The sequence below is a fragment of the Streptococcus sp. CCH8-C6 genome (assembly GCF_001557225.1).
In the GTDB taxonomy this organism is placed as follows: Bacteria; Bacillota; Bacilli; order Lactobacillales; family Streptococcaceae; genus Streptococcus; species Streptococcus sanguinis_C.
The window spans coordinates 1-20,459 of the sequence record NZ_LSJN01000034.1 but is presented as its reverse complement, the minus strand read 5'-3'; the positions used below and the strand labels follow the sequence as shown (position 1 = coordinate 20,459).

At 44.3% G+C, this 20,459-nt stretch carries 21 protein-coding genes, 1 tRNA gene, 1 other RNA gene and 1 riboswitch; of the genes, 18 read left to right on the top strand and 5 right to left on the bottom strand.

Annotated elements, in window-relative coordinates; genetic code table 11:
- Positions 1–11 precede the first annotated feature (11 nt).
- Positions 12–173, top strand: coding sequence for a hypothetical protein (locus AX677_RS09040; protein WP_002895966.1), 162 nt, complete (start codon positions 12–14; stop codon positions 171–173).
- Between the two features lie 86 nt (positions 174–259).
- Here the strand turns inward: AX677_RS09040 and AX677_RS04100 are convergent, their stop codons facing one another.
- Together AX677_RS04100 and AX677_RS04095 are read right to left on the bottom strand one after the other, a co-directional pair.
- Complete coding sequence (locus AX677_RS04100) at positions 260–811, bottom strand: hypothetical protein (protein ID WP_060976336.1); 552 nt, start codon at positions 809–811, stop codon at positions 260–262.
- Positions 812–824: 13 nt separating this feature from the next.
- On the bottom strand, positions 825–1,796 hold the full coding sequence (locus AX677_RS04095) for a nucleoside hydrolase (protein WP_060976262.1): 972 nt from the start codon (positions 1,794–1,796) through the stop codon (positions 825–827).
- 120 nt (positions 1,797–1,916) lie between these two features.
- A riboswitch (PreQ1 riboswitch) is annotated at positions 1,917–1,961 on the bottom strand.
- A 132-nt stretch (positions 1,962–2,093) separates the two neighbouring features.
- On the opposite strand from AX677_RS04095, the gene AX677_RS04090 reads away from it, so the two are divergent.
- From AX677_RS04090 to whiA, 4 genes are read left to right on the top strand one after another with little or no spacing between them, the layout of a single operon-like run.
- A complete protein-coding gene (locus AX677_RS04090) occupies positions 2,094–2,474 on the top strand; it encodes a RidA family protein (RefSeq protein ID WP_002895964.1) in 381 nt (126 codons plus the stop codon).
- A 55-nt stretch (positions 2,475–2,529) separates the two neighbouring features.
- The gene (rapZ, locus tag AX677_RS04085) at positions 2,530–3,420 is read left to right on the top strand and encodes an RNase adapter RapZ (protein WP_060976261.1); all 891 of its coding nucleotides are present in this window, start codon (positions 2,530–2,532) and stop codon (positions 3,418–3,420) included.
- Entirely contained in the window at positions 3,417–4,394 is a 978-nt protein-coding gene (locus AX677_RS04080) for a YvcK family protein (protein WP_060976260.1), read from the top strand. The genes rapZ and AX677_RS04080 overlap by 4 nt, the downstream gene beginning before the upstream one ends.
- Positions 4,391–5,302, top strand: a complete 912-nt coding sequence (gene whiA, locus AX677_RS04075) for a DNA-binding protein WhiA (RefSeq protein ID WP_060976259.1) — start codon at positions 4,391–4,393, stop codon at positions 5,300–5,302. The genes AX677_RS04080 and whiA overlap by 4 nt, the downstream gene beginning before the upstream one ends.
- Positions 5,303–5,335: 33 nt before the next feature.
- Here whiA and AX677_RS04070 read toward each other — a convergent pair whose 3' ends face one another.
- Together AX677_RS04070 and AX677_RS04065 are read right to left on the bottom strand one after the other, a co-directional pair.
- Positions 5,336–6,304 (bottom strand): NAD(P)/FAD-dependent oxidoreductase, encoded by a 969-nt coding sequence (locus tag AX677_RS04070; protein WP_060976258.1) that lies wholly within the window; start codon positions 6,302–6,304, stop codon positions 5,336–5,338.
- Positions 6,305–6,415: 111 nt separating this feature from the next.
- Positions 6,416–7,732: an FAD-containing oxidoreductase gene (locus AX677_RS04065; RefSeq protein WP_060976257.1), complete on the bottom strand. Its 1,317-nt coding sequence runs from the start codon at positions 7,730–7,732 to the stop codon at positions 6,416–6,418.
- 189 nt (positions 7,733–7,921) lie between these two features.
- Between AX677_RS04065 and AX677_RS04060 the strand changes: the two genes are divergently transcribed.
- The 6 genes from AX677_RS04060 to rpsU all read left to right on the top strand — a co-directional run bounded on the left by AX677_RS04060 (position 7,922) and on the right by rpsU (position 12,369).
- Positions 7,922–8,278, top strand: a complete 357-nt coding sequence (locus tag AX677_RS04060; RefSeq protein WP_060976256.1) for a DUF1304 domain-containing protein — start codon at positions 7,922–7,924, stop codon at positions 8,276–8,278.
- A gap of 115 nt (positions 8,279–8,393) precedes the next feature.
- Complete coding sequence (locus AX677_RS04055; protein ID WP_060976255.1) at positions 8,394–8,771, top strand: BlaI/MecI/CopY family transcriptional regulator; 378 nt, start codon at positions 8,394–8,396, stop codon at positions 8,769–8,771.
- Between the two features lie 15 nt (positions 8,772–8,786).
- Positions 8,787–10,241 carry a M56 family metallopeptidase gene (locus AX677_RS04050; protein WP_060976254.1) on the top strand — a complete coding sequence of 485 codons (1,455 nt, stop codon included), beginning with the start codon at positions 8,787–8,789 and terminating at the stop codon, positions 10,239–10,241.
- A gap of 377 nt (positions 10,242–10,618) precedes the next feature.
- On the top strand, positions 10,619–11,350 hold the full coding sequence (locus tag AX677_RS04045; protein ID WP_060976253.1) for a polyphosphate polymerase domain-containing protein: 732 nt from the start codon (positions 10,619–10,621) through the stop codon (positions 11,348–11,350).
- Between the two features lie 11 nt (positions 11,351–11,361).
- On the top strand, positions 11,362–12,045 hold the full coding sequence (locus AX677_RS04040; RefSeq protein WP_002895949.1) for a DUF4956 domain-containing protein: 684 nt from the start codon (positions 11,362–11,364) through the stop codon (positions 12,043–12,045).
- Positions 12,046–12,192: 147 nt separating this feature from the next.
- Complete coding sequence (rpsU, locus tag AX677_RS04035; RefSeq protein WP_000048054.1) at positions 12,193–12,369, top strand: 30S ribosomal protein S21; 177 nt, start codon at positions 12,193–12,195, stop codon at positions 12,367–12,369.
- A gap of 113 nt (positions 12,370–12,482) precedes the next feature.
- Here rpsU and mscL read toward each other — a convergent pair whose 3' ends face one another.
- On the bottom strand, positions 12,483–12,866 hold the full coding sequence (gene mscL / locus AX677_RS04030) for a large conductance mechanosensitive channel protein MscL (RefSeq protein WP_060976252.1): 384 nt from the start codon (positions 12,864–12,866) through the stop codon (positions 12,483–12,485).
- Between the two features lie 154 nt (positions 12,867–13,020).
- On the opposite strand from mscL, the gene dnaG reads away from it, so the two are divergent.
- The 7 genes from dnaG to AX677_RS09325 form a co-directional block, all read left to right on the top strand.
- On the top strand, positions 13,021–14,805 hold the full coding sequence (dnaG, locus tag AX677_RS04025) for a DNA primase (protein WP_331709058.1): 1,785 nt from the start codon (positions 13,021–13,023) through the stop codon (positions 14,803–14,805).
- A gap of 2 nt (positions 14,806–14,807) precedes the next feature.
- Positions 14,808–15,920: an RNA polymerase sigma factor RpoD gene (rpoD, locus tag AX677_RS04020; RefSeq protein WP_002897871.1), complete on the top strand. Its 1,113-nt coding sequence runs from the start codon at positions 14,808–14,810 to the stop codon at positions 15,918–15,920.
- Positions 15,921–16,038: 118 nt separating this feature from the next.
- Positions 16,039–16,377 carry a metal-sulfur cluster assembly factor gene (locus AX677_RS04015; protein WP_002933024.1) on the top strand — a complete coding sequence of 113 codons (339 nt, stop codon included), beginning with the start codon at positions 16,039–16,041 and terminating at the stop codon, positions 16,375–16,377.
- An 81-nt stretch (positions 16,378–16,458) separates the two neighbouring features.
- Positions 16,459–16,807: a transfer-messenger RNA gene (gene ssrA, locus AX677_RS04010) on the top strand.
- Between the two features lie 166 nt (positions 16,808–16,973).
- Positions 16,974–17,813 carry a DUF695 domain-containing protein gene (locus tag AX677_RS04005; RefSeq protein ID WP_060976250.1) on the top strand — a complete coding sequence of 280 codons (840 nt, stop codon included), beginning with the start codon at positions 16,974–16,976 and terminating at the stop codon, positions 17,811–17,813.
- Between the two features lie 38 nt (positions 17,814–17,851).
- Positions 17,852–17,939: transfer RNA gene (locus tag AX677_RS04000), tRNA-Ser, on the top strand.
- A gap of 158 nt (positions 17,940–18,097) precedes the next feature.
- Positions 18,098–20,459, top strand: a 2,362-nt coding sequence (locus tag AX677_RS09325; RefSeq protein WP_156445982.1) for an accessory Sec-dependent serine-rich glycoprotein adhesin, incomplete at its 3' end; no start/stop codon positions are given.

The window sequence follows — 20,459 nt, the reverse complement described above, 5'->3', positions numbered from 1 at the left end:
GGAGGCTTGCAATGGGTGATAAACCAATATCCTTCCGCGATGAAAATGGAAATTTTGTCTCTGCAGCCGACGTCTGGAATGCAGAAAAACTAGAAGAGCTCTTTAATAAACTCAACCCCAAACGCAAGCTGCGTCTGGAAAGAGAAGCATTAGCGAAAGCAGAAGAGGAATAAGATAAAAAGCAGCTGAGCAGGAAATAATCCTACTCAGCTGCTTTTTTGCGCCAAAGATGTATTCGTTAAGGTAATTAACCTTTGTTTTAAGCAAAGATTTTAGGGCTGACTGCTTTTATTCGAGGGAGAGCAGCTAGGCAGACACCTAGAACGATAAGCTTGTCTGCATAGTCAGTTAGTATTTGTACGAGGACGATACTAAGGACGGGGTTGACTCCCATTCCCCGCAGGGCTTGGACGATGAGGCTGGATCCGCTGGATGTTATGCCCCCGAAGAGCAGGACAGTGATTGCAGAGGCTACTAGGGTACCCGGAAGGGCTACCAATAGGGTTTTCCAGAGAAGACTGAGCTTTAAGCTTCCTTTTTCTTTAAAAAACCAAGCTGCTGAAAGAGCAATGATGATAGCGGCTGGCGAGTAGTAGAGAGAAAAGATATCGGTTGTCATCCAGCCAATGAGGGCGCTGAGAAAGGCAACGCCAGCCCCAGCAAGAGGCCCTAAGGTCAAGCTAGCTAGAATCGTTCCAAAGGTATCTAGATAGATAGGTAATTTCAGAAATAGTGCAATATTAGCTCCCACGTAGTTGAGAGAGATACAGATAGACAAGAAGCTTAGGATAAGGGGTGTCGATTTTTTCATGATAAAATTTTCCTCATAAAAGTGATGATAGGTCTCGAGCAATCGTTTCCTTAGGCTGATTCAGGAGGATAGCTAAGAAGTCTTGGAAGAAGAGTGAGGGACTGACTTGAGTTGCAATATAGGCATTGGCTGGTTTATGATAGAAGTTATAAGCATCAACCACGGTCTGTCCAAGAGCAATGCCTTCGGTCACGATTTCAACATAGGAGTCGAAGCCCATACAAAGATCTTCATGCAGAAAATGAGCAATAGCCAGCGGATCGTTGATGACACAGCCGATGATGTGTTCATATTCCCAGTGAAAGTCCCAGTAGAAACGCGTGATACGACCGACAAACTCAGCTACTTCTGGCTGTAGAAAACGCATGTACTCTAATAGATTGGGGGTGAGGACGATGGCGCGTGTGACATCTAGTCCAACCATCTCGATTTTTCGGCCTAACTTTTGATAGACAAATTGAGCGGCGTGTGGGTCACACCAGTAGTTATACTCGGCTACAGGTGAGCAGTTGCCATGAGATTTGTAGCTGCCGCCCATACTGACAAAGCGTTTGATATGTTTTCCAATTTGGGGATTTTGCTTTATTGCCATTGCTAGATTAGTCAATGGTCCCAAGGCGATTAGTGAAGTGTCCTGAGCCTTCTGGAAATAGGTAGCCAGAAATTCAGATGCTTTCTGAGGCTGGGGCTGACAATTGCTTGTTCGATTGATTCTGCTCTCGCCTAAACCATCCATACCGTGGGTATCTTGAGCTGAAACAAAATCGCGGACTAGAGGTTTTTCTGCCCCTGCATAGACTGGTATATCTAGCCGGTTCAGTTTTTCTAATATTTTAAAGGCATTTTCAACACCAAGGTCTACTGGGACATTTCCAGCGACGATGGTCAGTGCTACTACTTCTAGATTGGGATGTTGAATTGCATAGATTAGGGCTAGACTATCATCTATACCAGGGTCGCAGTCGATAATGACTTTTCTTTTCATGAGTTCTCCTTTGCTTATATAAAAATGAGGTTGAGACAATCGGTCCCAACCTCTTAACTGTCTGACTAATCGAGGAGACAGCAAAAAAACTATGCGCAAGACATTTTATATACAATATAAAGGCACTTAGTTTTTTATTCTGGGAAGTTTTCGAACCAGTCCAAAACCGAGGTTTTGATTTCTCTATTTTTCTATCATAAATAAAAATAAGGAAAAAGTCAATGGGAGTAAGCCTAACATGGTCACCCCCATCTTTTTATGGTATAATGAAAAAAATAAGTAGGAGAAGTGATAATTATGGCAAAAACGATTCATACAGATAAAGCACCAGCAGCGATTGGACCTTATGTTCAAGGAAAAATTGTCGGCAATCTTTTGTTCGCGAGCGGGCAAATTCCCCTGTCTCCTGAAACTGGAGAAATCATTGGGACGACTATTGAAGAGCAGACCCAGCAGGTGCTGAAAAATGTTTCAGCCATTTTGGAAGCCGCTGGAACAGATTTTGACCATGTAGTCAAGGCTACTTGCTTCTTGAGTGATATCAATGATTTTGTGGCCTTTAATGAAGTTTACAAAACGGCCTTTACAGAAGCATTTCCAGCTCGTTCAGCAGTCGAAGTGGCTCGCCTGCCTAAGGATGTGAAGATTGAGATTGAGGTTATTGCCGAGATTCTCTAAAAAAGAGCGGGGGAAAACCACTCTTTGACAGATTCTATCTGATGAAAGGATTATTATGTCTGAGAAGAAAATTCAGCTTGTCATTGTGACTGGAATGAGCGGGGCGGGGAAAACCGTAGCCATCCAGTCCTTTGAAGACTTAGGTTATTTTACCATCGACAATATGCCGCCAACTCTGGTGCCGAAGTTCTTGCAGCTGGTCGAAGGGACTACTGACAATGATAAATTGGCTCTGGTTGTCGATATGCGCAGCCGTTCCTTCTTTTTGCAAATCCAGAACGTTTTGGATGATTTAGAGCAAAATGAGAATATAGATTTCAAGATTCTTTTTCTAGATGCGGCGGATAAGGAGTTAGTGGCTCGTTACAAGGAAACGCGTCGCAGCCATCCGTTGGCAGCTGATGGACGGATTTTAGATGGGATTAAACTGGAGCGTGAACTCTTAGCCCCTCTGAAGAATCTCAGCCAAAATGTTGTGGACACAACAGATTTGACACCACGGGAGCTCAGAAAGACCATCTCTGAGCAATTTTCAAATCAGGCTGACATGCATAGTTTCCGCATTGAGGTTATGAGTTTTGGTTTCAAATACGGTCTGCCCTTGGATGCTGACTTGGTTTTTGATGTGCGCTTTCTGCCTAATCCCTACTATAAGCCTGAGCTACGCAATCAGACAGGCTTGGACAAGGATGTCTTTGACTATGTCATGAACCATGCCGAGTCAGAAGAATTTTACCAGCATCTGCTGGGCTTGATCGAGCCCATTTTGCCAGGCTATCAGAAGGAAGGAAAGTCTATCCTGACGATTGCTGTTGGCTGTACAGGTGGTCAGCACCGCAGTGTAGCCTTTGCTCAGCGCTTAGCAGATGATTTGGCTAAAAATTGGCCGGTCAATGCCAGTCACCGCGACAAAAACCGTCGGAAAGAAACGGTGAACCGCTCATGAGAAAGCCACGAATTACAGTCATTGGCGGTGGAACAGGAATTTCAGTTATTTTAGACAGCCTGCGTAAAAAGGACGTAGAGATTACAGCCATTGTTACAGTAGCAGATGATGGCGGCAGTTCTGGTGAGCTGCGGAAAAACATCCAGCAGTTAACTCCGCCAGGTGACTTGCGAAATGTCCTGGTAGCTATGTCCGACATGCCAAAGTTTTATGAGAAGGTCTTCCAGTATCGCTTTGCGGAAGGAGACGGTGTTCTAGCGGGGCATCCCTTGGGCAATCTGATTATTGCCGGCATTTCCGAAATGCAGGGCTCAACTTATAATGCCATGCAGCTTCTGACCAAATTTTTCCATACGACAGGAAAAATTTACCCTTCTAGCGACAATCCACTAACTCTGCATGCTGTGTTTGCAGATGGGACGGAAGTTGTAGGTGAGAGCAATCTGACCAGCAAGAGCGGGATGATTGAGCGGGTCTATGTTACCAATACCTATGATGACAAGAAGCCTGCTGCTAGCAAAAAGGTGGTTGAAAGTATCCTGGAAAGCGATATGGTGGTTCTGGGACCAGGTTCGCTATTTACCTCAATCTTGCCTAATCTCGTTATCGAGGAAATTGGTCAAGCTCTTTTGGATACCAAGGCAGAAGTGGCCTATGTCTGCAATATCATGACCCAGCGCGGCGAAACAGAGCATTTTTCAGACAGCGATCACGTCCAAGTCCTGCACCGTCATTTAGGCAGGAAGTTTGTAGATACAGTCTTGGTTAATATCGAACCTGTCCCTCATGAGTACATGGACAGCAACCAGTTTGACGAATATCTGGTACAGGTGGAGCATGATTTTCAAGGATTACAAGAGCAGGTTCCGCGCGTTATTTCTTCGAACTTTCTTCGTTTGGAAAATGGCGGAGCGTTCCATGATGGTGAGTTGGTCGTTGACGAATTGATGCAGATTATACAGGTACGCAAATGAGCTTTACAGTAAAAGTAAAAGAAGAACTGTTGAGTCTGGCAAGCAGAGATAAAAATGAGCTGTCAGCCATGATCAAGATGTCTGGCAGTTTGGGCTTGGCCAGCAGTGGTTTGACCCTGTCTGTCACAACAGAAAATGCTAAGATTGCCCGCCATCTCTATGAGTTACTGTCGGACCTTTATCAGGTCAAGTCAGAAATCCGCCATCATCAGAAGACCAACTTGCGCAAGAATCGAGTTTATACAGTATTTCTAGATCAGAAAGTAGAAGAAATCCTTTCTGATCTGCACTTGGCTGACTCCTTTTTTGGTATCGAGGCCGGGATTGACCAGGCCATTTTGTCAGATGACGAAGCTAGCAGATCCTACCTCCGGGGAGCCTTTCTCTCAAATGGCAGTATGAGGGAGCCAGATTCAGGTAAGTACCAGCTGGAAATCCTGTCCGTTTATCTGGATCATGCTGAGGATTTGGCTGCCTTGATGCGCCGTTTTCTGCTGGATGCCAAGACCATTGAGCGCAAGAAGGGGGCTGTCACTTATCTGCAGCGGGCTGAAGACATCATGGATTTTCTCATTGTCATCGGTGCTATGGAAGCCATGGCTGAGTTTGAGTCTCTTAAGCTCATGCGGGAAGCGCGCAATGACCTCAACCGCGCTAATAATGCGGAGACAGCGAACATCGCTCGTACGGTCACAGCCAGTATGAAAACCATCAACAATATTGCTAAAATCAGCGATAATATCGGCATTGAGAGTTTACCTGTAGACCTGCAGGAGGTAGCCCAGCTTCGTATCCAACATCCAGACTACTCCATCCAGCAGCTAGCTGATAGTCTGAGACAGCCACTGACTAAGAGCGGTGTCAATCATCGCTTGAGAAAGATTAATAAAATCGCAGATGAATTATAAAAGCTGCTGAGCTCGAGCTCAGCAGCTGTTTTTTTATAGGCTTGTAGAATGTTTGGGTTGGACTTTTTGCTCAGGATAGATATGGTTAATGGCATTGTTGACAGCAGTAGGTGCCTCACCCAGCCCAGTCGCAATCAGGTCAATTTTCCCCTCATAGCTACAGCAGTCTCCAGCCGCATAGATACCTGGCATGGAAGTTTCTTGCTTGCTGTTGACTAAAATCTTGTGACGGTTAAGTTCCAAGCCCCAATCTTTGAGATTGCCGACAGAGGATTTAAAACCGTAGTTGACAAAGAGGTGATCCAGAGGCAGAAGCTGACTTTCCTCTCCTTTGACTTGGCTGATTTCCAAGTGGGTTATCTTGCCATTTTCACCAACCAATCGACTGGGTACAAATGGTGTCTTAATCTCAACACTAGAAGCCTTGAGTTCTTCCACACTATGCTCTAAAGCCCGGAAGTTATCCCGACGGTGAACCAGGCTGGTTTTTGCGATTTTTTCAAAAGCTAGTGCCCAGTCAACAGCCGAGTCACCACCTCCCAGAATAACAACCTTTTTGCCAGCATACTGACTGATGTTTGAAACGTGATAGTGGAGGTTGCTGAAAGATTCAGCATCGTCTAACTCCAAAGCCCTCGGTTTGAAGGCGCCGCCTCCCATGGCAATGATGATGGTTTTGGTTTGATGCTGGGCTTGAGAAGTCGTGATGGTGAAGCCATCATCAGATTTAACGATATCCAGCACCGTTTCATTGAGGCAAATCTCAGTCTGGAAAGTTTCCAACTGCTCAATCAGACGCTGTGTCAGTTCTTCGCCACTTAGATTGGTAAAGCCCGGTACATCCAGAATCTTCTTCTCTGGATAGAGAATGGCCGGCTGACCACCCAGCTGAGGCAGGGAATCAATGATTTTAACCTTGGCTTGGCGCAGATGAGCGTAAAAAGCTGCGAATAGGCCAACTGGACCGCCACCGACAATCGTAATATCATACAGTTCAGACATAATTTTCCTCAATCTTTTTAAAATAAACTAGCATTATTGTACCACAAAAAGGGGTTGAGATGTAAGCAAATGTTTTGAAGCCATCTTAAAAGCCCCATCTGGGGCTTAAAATTAGATAACAAATAAATCATTGAGGTTTTCAGCCAACGTTGGGTGGGTGAAGATTTGCTTGCTCAAGTAGGTGTAAGGAATCTTATTATCCATGGCTACAGTCAGGATATTGATAATTTCCTGAGCCCCAGCTGAGAAGATAGTCGCTCCGACGATTTCCTTGGTTTCAGTGTTGACAACAGCCTTGAAGGCACCGCGTAAGTCAGCATTGACATGTCCACGAGGCATTGCTGCGACTGGAATCTCCTTAACTGCAATCGGCAGGCCTTGCTCTTTGGCTTCCTTTTCAGTCAATCCGATTTGAGCCAAAGGTGGTGTGATGAACATGCTGGTAGGGACGTTTTTACGGTCTTCCAGTGTGTAGCTGCCATCGCCAGCCAGATAGCTATAAAGGATACGGAAGTCATCCAATGAGATATAAGTAAACTGCAGACCGCCATTGACATCGCCCGCTGCAAATACACCAGGTACAGATGTTTCCAAGTGCTTATCGACCTTAATCGCTCCGCGCTCTGTCAGCTCGATATCTGTATTTTCCAACTGTAGTGGTTCAACATTCGGCTTACGACCGGTAGCATAGAGTAGGGCATCAAAGCGGAATTCTCCAGATTCTGTCACAACTACAACTTCGTCACCATCATTTTTGACCTGTGTGGTACGTACATTTTGTAAGAGTTGGATTCCGTCTTCTTCCATGTATTGCTTAGCTAGAGCAGCGATAGAAGGCTCTACTCGAGGGAGAAAGACAGGTGCAGCATCCAGCACAGTCACCTGACTGCCCAATTTGTTGTAGAGTCCAGCGAATTCTAGTCCGATGTTACCGCCGCCCAGAACTCCCAAGCGTTTAGGAAGTTCCTTCAGATTTTGAATGCCAGTTGAGTCATAGACATGCTCGGTTTCAGTCAGTCCAGGAATTGGCAGGACATTGGAAACGGCACCGGTATTGATAACAATAGTTTCAGCAGTCAGTTCCTCTTTTTCATCGCCAACTGTGATTTCGATGACCTTATTTGAAAGAAAATGAGCTTCCGCATCAATGATGTCGACACCAGCGCCACTGATTGCTGCGTAGTTCTTCCCGTTGAGACGGCTGGTTACAGCATTCTTTTCAGCCATGACTTGGTCGAAAGCCAGGCCTTTTTCAGCTGCGATAAGCAGGGTCTTGGTTGGGATGCAGGCGATATTGATACAGGTTCCCCCGTACATAGCCTTGCTTCGCTCAATCAAAGCAACTTTTTTTCCTTGGGACGCCATTTTGGCTGCCAATGTTTTACCGGCCTTCCCAAAGCCGATGACAATTAAATCATAGGTTAACATAATTTACCTCCATTTTTCAAAAAAGATTGTATCACATCTAGTCAGAAATTGCTGATTTCTGCTACGCTTTTTTTCTTCAGTATTTTTAGTGTTTGTTTTTATACAGACCGTCCATTTTTGAGCGATGTTTTCGCAGTTCCAGTCAGTCTGTGTTATACTAAGTTTCATTATTTATTTTAGGAGGGCAAAATGTCTATTATTACACTTATTTTGGCAAGCTTGGTTGCCTTGGAATTTTTCTACATCCTGTACTTAGAGACCTTCGCGACGACTTCTGCGGCGACAGCTCGGATTTTCGGCATGTCGCAAGAGGAGTTGGAGCAGCAGTCGGTCAATACTCTTTTCAAAAACCAAGGAGTTTATAACGGATTGATAGCTGTTTTGGTCTTGATTGCGTCCTTTGTACAGCCTAGTTCGTTTTGGCTGGGAATTTTTATGGTTTATATCATTTTGGTAGCTGCTTACGGTGCAGTGACCAGTGACCCCAAAATCCTGTTCAAGCAGGGAGGGCTGGCTATGCTGACCCTGCTTAGTTTATTTTTCTAAATAGAGTGAGGAAAATTGATTTCCCACTCTTTTTTTATATAATGATTGACTTTTTTATTAGACAAGTGTAGAATAAAATTAGAAATAGCATTAATTTAGAAAGTGCGTGGGAACGATGAAAAGATCTATTAAACGTTTGCCAGACGGGGAATTTACTATTTTAAAGGTAATTTGGCAACTGCCTACCCCGACGACTTCTGCCCGTATCATGGAAAAGCTGGGACCAGACAATCACTGGAAGCCCCAGACTTTGCTGACAGTCTTGGCTCGCTTGACTGAAAAGGGCTTTTTAGAAAGTGTCCGTAAGGGGCGTGAAAGGCAGTATACAGCCTTGATCTCAGAAGATGAGTATCTGGAAGTTGAGGCTTCGGATTTCTTGAAGCGTCACAGCGGCCGTTCAATGGGCGGTTTTGTCAAAACACTCTTTTCTTCTAACTCCTTTTCGGAAAATGAATTGAATGAGCTGCGCAGTCTGCTCAACCAAGGAAAGTAGGATGGAGGGATAAGCATGAAACAGTTCCTTCTTTCTTTTCTTCTGACCAGTTTGTCGACATCCATTTTGGTGCTTTTGCTTAGTCTGCTTTTTACGGCCTTTAAGACTAAGATTTCGGTCAGAGTGAAGTATTTTATTTGGTTTCTGATATTGCTGAGTTTTCTGTTTCCGTTCCGTCCTCAGTTTGGCTCAGGCCTGATTCGGCTGAATACAGGATCGGTAGTTCAGACAGCAGTGACTGCCACCCAGACAGGTGGAACGCAGGGCGCCTCTCAAACTGTTGAAAAGGCTGCCCAGACAAATCTGTGGGAGGCTTTTCTAAACCTGCCTTGGTTTGAAATTCTCTTTACCATCTGGCTGATTGGCTTTGTCTTTAGTATAGGAAGATACGCCTATTCTTATATTCGCTTCAGAAAGATGCTGAAGCGCTGGGGTACGGAGTTTCAGGACGAAGAAGCGATGGCTCAGCTACGAGCTGTTCAGCAGGAGATGGGAGTTAAGGGCCGGATTCGTCTGCTCCACTATCCTATGTCCCAAAGTCCTATGCTGCTAGGTTTCAGAGATATTTTAATCGTGCTGCCAGAGTTGGACTACACAGAAGAAGAGCTGCAGCTGATTTTCAAGCATGAGCTGACTCACTATAAGCACCGCGATGTTTTAGTTAATCTTTTGGGAATTTTTGCCAAGAGTCTGCACTGGTTTAATCCAGTTGTCCGCTTTGCCTGCCGGGAAACCCAGGAAGCAGGAGAAATGTACTGTGACTACGATGTTCTGAGCAGTAGAGATACAGAGTATCGGACTTTCTACGGTGAAACGATTTTGACCATGATAGACCGCAGTAAGAAGACTCCAATTGCTCTGACAACCTGCTTTTACTCTGACAAGTTTAATCTCAAGCGGCGGATTGTCGGTATTATGGATAACCGCCTGCCTAAGAGGTTTCTGTCTGCAGCCTTTGTAGTAGCAGTCCCTCTCCTTTTGCTCTTGACTAGCTCGGTCTTTGCCTTAGAAAGCCCAGAAGCTCAACAAAGCAAGCCTGTGACGGGACAAAAACAGTCTCAAGGACTCAGTCAGCGTCAGGCTTTAGCGTCCGTCTTAAAAGAGCTATCTCTTTCTGAAAAAGATATTAAAGATTTACAAATTTCGCGTGAGAAAGACACCTATAAAATCCGCTTCTCACATGGGCAAACAGCCCATGAAACCATTGTCAATGCTAAGGATGGAAAACTAATCCAATCCAAGCAGCATACCATTGTCGAAAAGACAGTAACGGTCGAAAAAGAAGTCAGTCCATCCTCGTCTGCTGCATCAACTCCAGCTGACAACAGCGCTACTGCAGGCACAGGTAATACTGGAGCAGCGGGCTCTACTGGAGCCAGTACAGCGACTGTTCAAACTCCGACTCAGAACAGTTCCTCTCATACGACAGACACCGATGATCCGGACGATGATGACCATGATGACGATTAAATAAAGGATTCTGCCAGTTTAAGTTTCTTAAAAGCTTAGACTGGTAGAATTTTATTATCTTCTCAAAGGGGGATTTTACAATCCTCCAAGAGCAGTTTGTCATCAGTTTATCTTTATTTTAGGTCGATTTTGCTTACAGTTTGTACTTAGTTTCCTAATGCTAAAAAAACTGAAAGATTATTTATCTTTTTTCTTGACATTCACAAACGACAATTGTAGAATATACTTATAAACTACATTTGTAGAATGTTTTTGAAAAATACTGCTTGGAAAGGAGAAGAAAGCAAAGCTTATCCAGACGCTTGTAGGATGCAGAGCGGAAGCTCTATTTCTTTTAAAAGCATAAACTACACTTGTAGAATCAAAGGAGAATTCAAATGAAACAAAAGCAAATCCAAACAAATTTCCAACGAATCGAAACGAAGTATATTCTTGACCGGGCAATGCTAGCTCGTCTTGAAGCTGACATGAGACCTTACCTCACCGCAGATGATTATGCGACATCAACCATTTCTAATGTGTATTTTGATAATGATGAGTTCCAGATGATTCAGGATTCTATTGCCAGAAAAGGCGGTCGCGAAAAAATGCGGATGCGGACTTATGCTGAGCAGCCGAATGATGATAGTCAAGTTTTCTTGGAAATCAAGAAGAAACGGGATGAAGTAGGTTTCAAATACCGTTTGGTTTCGAATCCTCTCTCTGTGACCAACTATATTGTGAACGGTGTGGCAGACCATACTATTTCTGATGATTGGGTCAAGGCAGAAGTGGAGCAGTTACAGGAGCGCTATATAGACTTGAAGCCAAAAATGGTGATTAGCTATGATCGCTACTCTATGAGAGGCTTGGAAGATAAAAAAGTCCGTGTGACAGTTGATTCCAACATCCGCTACCGTGATTATGATGTAGACTTGGCTTTAGGCCGCTATGGACTGCCCTTGCTGGATGACGACAAGGTAATTATGGAAATCAAGGTTCCTGGTCAATATCCTCAGTGGTTGGCTGATATTCTGAACAAATACGGTCTTGAAGACCAGTCCTTCTCAAAATACGGCAATGCCTACCTGAAAACTAAAGAAAGGCTGACTCAAACAGTCAAGGCCTAAGGAGGTAGTCTATGCTCAATCAGTTATTTAACAGTATCTACTCCTCTACGGAAGTCAAGATAAATCCTTTAGCATTGATTTTTTCACTAGCAACTAGTGTGGTTTTAGGAATTATCTTGGCCAAGGTCTATAAGCGCCAAACCATTTATACCAAGGAATTTGTCGTCACCCTCTCCCTTTTGCCAGCCATTATTTCCATTATCATCTTCTTGGTTAATGGAAATTTGGGCACCAGTGTCGCCGTAGCAGGGACTTTCAGTTTGATTCGCTTCCGGTCGGCCGCGGGTGGCTCCAAGGAGCTTCTAGCCATCTTTATGGCGACGGCTATTGGGATTACAACGGGGATGGGCTTTGTAGCACTGGGAATTGTCTTTACTCTAGCTATTTCAGGCATCTGGATGCTCTTTGAAAAGATGAGCTTTACTTCAGTCAGTCCGACCAGACGTTATGTCCAGGTTCAGGTTCCAGCTGACTTTGACTACGAAGTACTCTTTGATGCTATCTTTGAAACGACTTGTAAATCAGCCGAACTGACATCTCTCAAGTCGGCTGAAAAGAAGTCTATCAAGCTGGACTATGTTGTTGACTTGAATCCTGACATGAGCGACAGAGAGCTCATTCAGCAGTTCCTGTTCTATGATAAGGTGCAGGACATTTCCCTTTCCAAAGCTGCTAAGAAGCGTAAAACCCTCTAAGCAAAAGAAGACCAGCTGCAGCAGAGCAGTTGGTCTTCTTGTTTGTATCATAAAAAGGAGCTACATTATACTTACAGAAAATACTTGACACTCTTTTCTATATGTGGTATGATTATATAGATTTTGGACTTGAAGGGAGTGAAAAAAATGTCAAAAACAGTAGTACGCAAGAATGAATCACTTGATGATGCACTTCGTCGTTTCAAACGTGCGGTTACTAAAGCTGGTACTCTTCAAGAAACACGCAAACGTGAATTCTATGAAAAACCTTCTGTAAAACGCAAACGCAAATCAGAAGCAGCTCGTAAACGTAAAAAATTCTAATTGAACAAAAAAGCAGACTCCGGTCTGTTTTTTGTTTTGGTTATTTGGAGAGAAGAGGATGATTATGAGCAACATGAAAGAAAAAAACACTGATTTTCATCAGTGAATTCTCTTTATTTTTTCTCAGCCAACAAAGCTTTGATTTCTTGCAGGACTTCCAATTCAGTTGGTCCAGCTGGCGCTTCTTCAACTTCTTCCTTCTTCTTAGCAAGGCTTTGTGCTTTTTCAGCAGACTTGACGATGAAGAAGAGAACAGTACCGATTACCAAGAAGTTAATTACAGCGCTCAAGAAGTTACCATAAGCGATCCCGTTCCATTTCAGATCAGCAATTTGCTCCAATTTTGCAGCTTTCAAAATTGGGTTGAGGAAGAGAGGAGTGATTACGTCAGTAATCAATGAAGTGACGATTGCTCCAAAAGCGTTGGCGATGATTACACCGACTGCCAAATCAATCACGTTCCCGCGCAGCAAGAATTCTTTAAGATCCTTTAACATTCTTTCTTTCCTTTCAAGAATTTATTAATGAGATTATATTATAGCTTATTTATATGACATCCTCAAGATATTTGCTTGTCAAATATTTTACATTTGCATCATTTTAGTATAAAATATAGAATGATATTCTATGATAAATTGGAGGTATTGTCTCTTGATTGATAAAGAAATCATTTCTGAAATTAAAAACAGCGTCAATATCGTCGATGTCATAGGAGAAACAGTGGCCTTGACTAAGGCCGGGCGGAATTATCTGGGACTCTGTCCCTTTCATGGCGAAAAGACGCCCTCTTTTAACGTTGTAGAGGACAAGCAGTTTTATCACTGTTTTGGCTGCGGCAAGTCGGGCGATGTCTTCAAATTCATTGAAGATTATCGAGGCGTTTCCTTTATGGATGCTGTGCAGATTGTAGCAGAGCGGGCAGGGATTCCCTTGGCTGTAGAGACAGCGGGCAATGACCGACCGAGACAAAGCCATCCGCATCAGGCTCTCTACGATATCCATACTGAGGCAGCGAAGTTTTACCATGCGGTCCTGATGACGACTAAGATGGGAGAGGAAGCGCGGGCTTATCTCTACCAGCGGGGTCTGACAGATGATGTTCTTAAGCATTTTCAAATCGGGCTGGCTCCTAATGAGGGCAATTATCTTCATAAGAGTATGGCTGGCAAGTTTGATGAGAATACCATCATGAACTCAGGCCTCTTCAATCTAGCGGAGAATAATCTGGTCTATGATGCTTTTCAGAACCGGATTATGTTTCCCCTGACCAATGACAGTGGGCAGGTTGTGGCCTTTTCCGGGCGGATTTGGCAAGAGGCGGCTTCAGACGGCCATCAGGCCAAGTACAAAAACAGTCGTAGCACCGCTATTTTCAATAAAAGCTACGAGCTCTATCATCTGGATAAGGCCAAGCCGGTTATCAAGAAGAGCCATGAGGTTTATCTGATGGAAGGCTTCATGGATGTGATTGCGGCTTATCGAGCTGGGATTGAAAATGCGGTGGCCTCTATGGGAACTGCTCTGACGCCTGAGCATGTCCAGCATCTGAGTAAGTATTGTAAGAAGATTATCCTGTCTTACGATGGAGATAGGGCTGGGCAGGCGGCGACTGCTAAGGCTTTGGATGAGCTGAGAGATATGACGGTGGAAATTGTTCGGATTCCTGATAATTTGGACCCCGATGAATTTCTCGCTAAAAATTCTGAGGAAGATCTGCAGCATTTGCTAAGTAAAACGCGAATAAGTAATGTGGAGTTTCTGCTGCATCATCTGAAACCAGATAATATTGAAAATCTACAGGCTCAGATTGAGTTTGTAGAGAAGATGGCGCCGATTATTGCGAAGACCAAGTCCATCACAGCTCAGAACTCCTATATTTACATGCTGGCTGAGTTGCTGCCGGACTTTGACTATCAGCAGGTGGAGCAGACTGTAAATAACAGTCGGCTGGCTGAGCGATCTAGTCGCAGTCAGGAGGTGCTCACTCAGCAGTCTCAACCAGTCGTCATGCAGTTTTCGCCTTCGAACCGGCTGACTCGTCTCATGAGGGCGGAAAATCATATCTTCCACCGCATGATACATCATCCTTTGATTTTGAACCAATACAGGCTGAGAGAAGACTTTGTCTTTGACTCAGAGGACTTGCAGGTCTTGTATGAGATTTTGCTGGCGAATGGTGAGGTGACACCGCAGGATTTATCCCAGCTGCCAGATCATGTTCAGCAGGCTTGGTACCGCGTTTTAGAAGAAGACTTGCCGGATGAGGTTTTGGAAGATGAATTGAAAGAAGTGGAAGCAACCAGAGAGCGGGAGATTTTGCGCAAGCATAATCAGTTTATTAGTAAGAAGATTCGAGAAGCCTCTCACAGCGGAGATACGGATACGGCCCTGTCCGAGCTGGAGCGCTTGATTGAGCAAAAAAGAAGAATGGAGTAGGAATGGCTACAAAACAAAAAGAAGTAACAACATTAGACGTTCAAATTGCAGAATTTATCCGCAACCACAAGCAGACAGGGGTTGCGACAGATGATGAAATCAATGACCAGCTGGTCATCCCTTTCACTTTGGACGCTGATGGAATTGAGGATTTGCTGCAGCGCATCCAGGATGCTGGCATCTCAATTACAGATAAGGAAGGAAATCCCAGCGCGCGCGTCTTAAATAACGAAGAGGAAGAAGCGGAGTTGACGGATGAAGAACTCCTAGGTAGCAATTCAGCTAAGGTTAATGATCCAGTCCGCATGTATCTGAAAGAAATCGGGGTTGTGCCCCTTCTCAGCAATGAAGAAGAGCAGGAACTGGCTATCTTGGTAGAACAGGGAGACTTGGAAGCCAAGCAGCGTCTGGCTGAGGCCAACCTTCGTCTGGTTGTTTCCATTGCTAAGCGTTATGTCGGCCGTGGTATGCAGTTCCTTGACTTGATTCAAGAAGGAAATATGGGGCTGATGAAAGCCGTTGATAAGTTTGACTACACCAAAGGATTTAAGTTTTCAACTTATGCGACTTGGTGGATCCGTCAAGCCATTACCCGTGCGATTGCTGACCAAGCTCGGACCATTCGGATTCCGGTCCATATGGTGGAAACCATTAACAAGCTGGTCCGCGAGCAACGCAATCTCTTGCAGGAATTGGGTCAAGACCCGACGCCAGAGCAAATCGCTGAGCGTATGGATATGACCCCTGACAAGGTTCGTGAGATTCTCAAGATTGCTCAAGAGCCAGTTTCCTTGGAGACCCCTATCGGTGAGGAAGATGACAGTCATCTGGGAGACTTTATCGAAGATGAAGTGATTGAAAACCCAGTCGACTATACTACTCGTGTCGTCCTTCGTGAACAGCTGGATGAGGTCTTGGATACGCTGACAGACCGCGAGGAAAACGTCTTGCGTCTGCGCTTTGGTCTGGACGATGGAAAAATGCGGACACTAGAAGATGTCGGCAAGGTCTTCAATGTAACCCGCGAGCGGATCCGCCAGATTGAAGCCAAGGCCCTGCGTAAACTTCGCCATCCAAGCCGTAGCAAACCACTCAGAGACTTTATTGAAGATTAAAAAGTGAAGAGCAAGGAGGGGCAGAGCAGGAAAGCGTCAAGTCGGCAATCCTAGCTGCAAAGAAAAGCCTCCTCGAGCTAACTTGAAATTTCTGCTATATCTATAAGGAGGATATTGTATGTCAGAAAAAAAATACACCCCTGAAGAAGTTGAAAAGATTAAAACGCGTATTTTAGAGAGCTTGGAGCAGGTCATCGACCCAGAGTTGGGGATTGATATTGTCAATCTAGGTCTAATCTATGAAATCCGTTTTGATGAGACCAATGGGGAAACGGAAATCGATATGACCCTGACAACCATGGGGTGCCCTCTGGCGGATCTTCTGACGGACCAGATCTATGATGCCATGTCAGATGTTCCAGAGGTTACCAAGACGGATGTTAAGTTGGTTTGGTACCCTGCTTGGACGGTGGAAAAGATGAGCCGCTATGCTCGAATTGCTTTGGGGATTCGTTAAGAACTGATAGTAAGTGCTGGCCTGCTGTTTGCAGGCTTTTGCTTTCTTTAGTAGATTCTGTTATAATGTTCTTATTGTCTTGGGGTCGTTACGGATTCGACAGGCATTATGAGGCACATTTTGCAACCCATCTAGCGGATGTAAAACGCCAGTTAAATATAACTGCAAAAAATAACAATTCTTACGCTGTAGCTGCCTAAAAACCAGCCAGCGTGACCCGATTCGGATTGCTTGTGTCTGATGACAGGTCTTATTATGAGCAAGCTACGGCAAAATCTAGTCTAGGGATTTTGCAAGAGATTGATAGACTCGCTTGACTTGGGCTTGAGCTATGTGTCAAAGTGAAGTTAAACCAATACATAGCCTATGGTTGTAGACAAATGTGTTAGCAGGTGTTTGGACGTGGGTTCGACTCCCACCGGCTCCATTATTTTAAGGTCTTTCTAAAACGTTGAGAAATCAGCGTTTTTTGCTTTTACGATGTTCAGGAAATCTTGATTTCTATCTGAAAAAGTAATACAATGATGTTAGTGACGACAAAGGAAATATTTGTATTTCTATTGGGTTGATTTCATAAGTATTAAGGGAAGTTTGATATGAGTTTTTTTAAGAATCTGTTTGGTAAGAAGCAAGAGGAAGAGAAAGTAGAAAAGGTTGAAGAAGCAGTGCTTGATGTGCCTTCTGAAGATCCTTTTCCGAGTGAGTGGGGCTCTTTCTCAACCTATATAGATGACAAGTTGGCTAGTATCCGTCTGAATCTAGCTTTGGCTGATGAGGCTCCCTATCCTCTCTATGCTTATGCTATGAGGCTCAAGGTAACGCTCCTCCAGTACGATGGGGAGACAGGTTTTCCATCTAGTGATGAGTTTAAAGAGCTGAATGTGATTGAGGACCGGCTTTCTGAGGCTTTAGGGCAAGTCGGTGGCATTCATGTTGGTGTGATTACGACAGATGGAAATATTGAGTTTTACTACTATCTGCAAGACAAGAAAAGCCATCTGGAGCCAATTGCGAACGTGATGCGCGACTTTCCAGATCGCCGCTATGACTCGGCAACCCTAGAAGACGAGGAATGGAATCAGTACTTTGACTTTCTCTATCCTAATGAATACGAGTATCAGACCATTCTTAACCAGCGGGTCTGGTACCAGCTAGAGCAGGATGGCGATGATCATAGTCAGGAGCGCGAGATTGACCATTGGGCCTATTTTGCTTCGGAGGAAGATCGAGATGGTTTCCTAAAGGATGTCGAAGAGCTGGGCTATAGCCTCGTATCTGCTGAAAAGATAGAAGATGCGGACAAACCATATCAGCTGCACGTGATTCGTATGGATACGACGGAAATCTTTGAATTGAACCAGAATGTTTGGACTTTGGTTGAATTTGTGAAAAAATTTAACGGAAACTATGGCGGTTGGGGCTGTAATGTGGTATAATGGTTAAAGTTTTGAGAAAGCTGGGCTTTCTCTTTTATGGAAGATTACTCAAGAGGCTTAAGAGGCTGTGTTGGAAACGCAGTAGGCGTGTAAAAGCGTGCGTGGGTTCGAATCCCATGTCTTCCGTTCAATTCAGAAACGCTTCGGCGTTTTTTTGCTATTCTAGACTTTTTTATAATTTTCACATAATTGTAATAAAGGATTCTGCCCTTTTTTATTAGCTTGTGATAAAATAGAACAGTATAATATTTTTAATAGTGATAAGATTATTATGAGGGGAATACATGTTTTTTAAACGCCAAAAAGGTAAGTATCATGAAGTAGAGCGTGTGACTCGTTTTAAGCTGATTAAATCGGGTAAGCATTGGCTGCGTGCTGCGACATCACAGTTCGGCCTTTTTAGATCAATGAAGGGGGGAGGCCTTTCATCGATCGAGCTCAAGGTAACGGAAGAACAAGTTACCGATAAGAAGAGCGGCATAGACTTTTTGAGGGGCATTGTCGCCACGGGAGCGGTGCTGGGCGGAGCTGTTGTGACAAACACAATCGTCCATGCGGAAGAAGATCTGGCTTTGGAAAAAGTCATTGACACGACAGACGTTTTAGCGACACGTGGTGAAACAGTTTTAGGAGAAGAAAGCAGTGCTGCTGAAGCAGCAACCGCAACGGCAAGCTCACATACTGAGTCAGAGTCTCTATCAGATACATCCTCAGCCAGTGCCAGTGCTTCTGTCAGTGCATCTATCTCTGCCAGCATCTCAGCTTCAGAGTCAATGTCACAGTCTAGCTCTGCCTCTATCAGTGCCAGCACATCTCAGGCAGTCTCAGATTCCTTAAGTGCATCAGAGTCTCTTTCAGTGTCTTCAAGTACATCTGATTCAGTGAGTGCAAGCGCTAGTGCATCAGAGTCAGTCTCTGCCAGTCAGTCACCTATCTCTTCTACATCGGAGAGCGGGGCTTCTACAAGGAGCCAGAAACAAGCATCAGAAGCTTCTAGCCAGACAGGTCGGAGAAGAACGCGTCGGGCAGTAATTGAAGCTGGTCCTAATGTTGAATATCATGATGTAAAAGGGGACATGATTCAAAGTGTCACAACAAGTTTTGATGATACTACTCGACTTTTGACTTGGACGATTAACCTAACACCAAGACAAGTGAAGTCTAATCTTGGTGCACTAGTATCTATAAGTGGTAATCAGGAAACTCGTACAGTAACGATAAACGGTAAAAATGCTGCAAATGGTGGAGTCTACAATTCAGGCGGCGCTTGGAATCTGTATACTAGTGAATCTGTTAACAATAATGTTCTCAGAATTACTACTCAAGTAAACGATACCGGTGGGGAAGTCAAACTTGGACTCCGCTTAGTAACAAGTGATAAAAAAATTACCAATACAAACCTACCGCTTGAGTTTGAACAAGTTGCTGCTACGACAAATGGAAGTTGGGATAAAGCAGGATATAACACAACGGTTGTTGAAAAGGACACAGAAAGACCAGTTGTTGATGTTCCAAGTGAAATTACTGTTTATCGTGGTGAGTCATTTGAATATTTTGCGACAGTAACAGATAATTCAAATGCTTTTGATTTGGCTAAAACGGTTGTTCGCTGGTTATATAATAACCAACCTGGTAGAGGCACTGAATGGTTGCAGTATTCTGTGACTCAAGTAGGGAATCAGTTAAAAGTTAGAATTTTTGGTAATGTTCCAATAGACACAACAATTGGTGATTACACTCGTTATGTTGTAGCTACGGATGCCGCGGGAAATGTAAATGTAACTCGGAAAGAAATGGATGATGCTGCGAAGGTAGCTGAAGTCAATGGTCAGTTTAAACTGATTATTCGATTTAGAATTAAGACACCCGAAAATACCGTATTTGTCAATAATCCAAATCAATTAACAGAAGTAGAAAAAAATTTAGTTCGTGAAGCTGTCAAGAAGAGCAATCCCGATTTAAGAGCTCAAGATGTTTTAAATTCCAATTACGTCACTGGTATTACTGTCTCAAACAATGGTACAACGACTATCACATATAGAGATGGTAGAAAAGACATTATTGACGGAAGTAAATTTATTGATACAAGAGATGGAAGTACTTCCAAATCTGCAAGCACCTCCGCATCCGTCAGTGCCTCTACCTCAACAATCGAATCTATTGCGGAAAGTAAGTCAGCCTCTGCTAGTGCCTCAACTTCAGCAAGCAGTTCGGCGTCTACGAGTGCTTCTGTGTCAATTAAGACCTCTGCGTCCACTAGCGCATCGGTAAGTGCTAGTACTTCGGCATCAACGAGTGCGTCTACAAGCGCAAGTACGTCTGCGTCGACTAGCGCGTCAGTAAGCGCAAGCACGTCTGCGTCAACCAGCGCGTCCGTAAGCGCAAGCACCTCCGCATCAACGAGTGCGTCTGTAAGTGCAAGTACCTCGGCATCAACGAGTGCGTCTGTAAGTGCAAGTACGTCTGCTTCAACGAGTGCGTCAGTATCTGCAAGTACATCCGCTTCAACCAGCGCGTCAGTATCTGCAAGTACGTCTGCATCGACGAGTGCATCAGTGTCTGCAAGCACGTCCGCTTCAACGAGTGCATCCGTAAGCGCCAGCACCTCAGCATCGACGAGTGCATCTATAAGTGCCAGTGAGTCCG